Below are 1,050 nucleotides of genomic sequence, written 5' to 3' on the forward strand. Positions count from 1 at the left end.
AACGGAGTTCCCCCGGCGACGTAACATTTCCCACTGCCGCCTCTCACCGTTCTCTCATCTCTTGAGCCTGCTGATCACCCCCCGGCATACTCCGTGTTCCGGGGGGTTGACGCGCATGCGTACGGGACAGCCCCCGGCCGGGTGAACGGGGAATTCGCCCGGTACTCCAACTCCCAGGGGGAGTCTTGCGCAGACAAGTGAAAAGCGTGGCCGCGGCAACCGTCGCCGCTGCCGCAGCCGTCGCCCTCGCCGCGGGAATGACCAGCCCGGCGTCGGCGAAGCCCGAGCAGCATGCCCAGACCGCCGCTCCGGCGCTCACCGCCAAGCACCGCATCACCCTGATCACCGGCGACCGGGTCGCCGTCGACGGCAAGGGCCGCGTCGTCGGCCTGGACCGGGCCAAGGGGCGCGAACACATACCCTTCCAGGTCCGCAAGGCCGCCGGACACACCCTCGTCATCCCCGCCGACGCGGCCCGTCTGATCGCCACCGGCAAGCTGGACCAGCGGCTGTTCGACGTCACCGAGCTGAACAGGTCCACCACCCGCGCGTCCCAGAAGAACGGCCTGAAGGTCATCGTCGGGTACAAGGGCGGCGCCGCTGCCGCCAAGTCCGACGTCCGTGACGCGGGCACCCTGCGCCGCAGCCTCAAGGCGATCGACGCGGACGCCGTGCAGACCCCGGCCAAGGACACGCACGAGCTGTGGGACGCGGTCACCAACGGCGACAAGGCCGCCTCCGGGATCGCGCACGTCTGGCTCGACGGCGTCCGCAAGGCCAGCCTCGACAAGTCCGTGCCGCAGATCGGCGCCCCCAAGGCGTGGGCGGCCGGATACACCGGCAAGGGCGTCAAGATCGCCGTCCTCGACACGGGCGTCGACGCGACCCACCCGGACCTCAAGGACCAGGTGATCGAGTCCAAGAACTTCTCGGACGCCACGGACGCCACCGACCACTTCGGCCACGGCACGCACGTCGCGTCCATCGCGGCCGGCACCGGCGCCAAGTCCGGCGGCACGTACAAGGGCGTGGCGCCCGACGCCAAGATCC

At 70.3% G+C, this 1,050-nt stretch carries 1 protein-coding gene; it reads left to right on the plus strand.

The genetic code is table 11. From position 1 onward, the window contains the following. Positions 1-197: 197 nt before the first annotated feature. A partial coding sequence (locus AB0I77_RS53955; protein WP_363290395.1) for a S8 family serine peptidase occupies positions 198-1,050 on the plus strand: 853 nt, incomplete at its 3' end.

This window comes from Streptomyces sp. NPDC050619, from assembly GCF_040654815.1.
Lineage (GTDB): Bacteria > Actinomycetota > Actinomycetes > Streptomycetales > Streptomycetaceae > Streptomyces.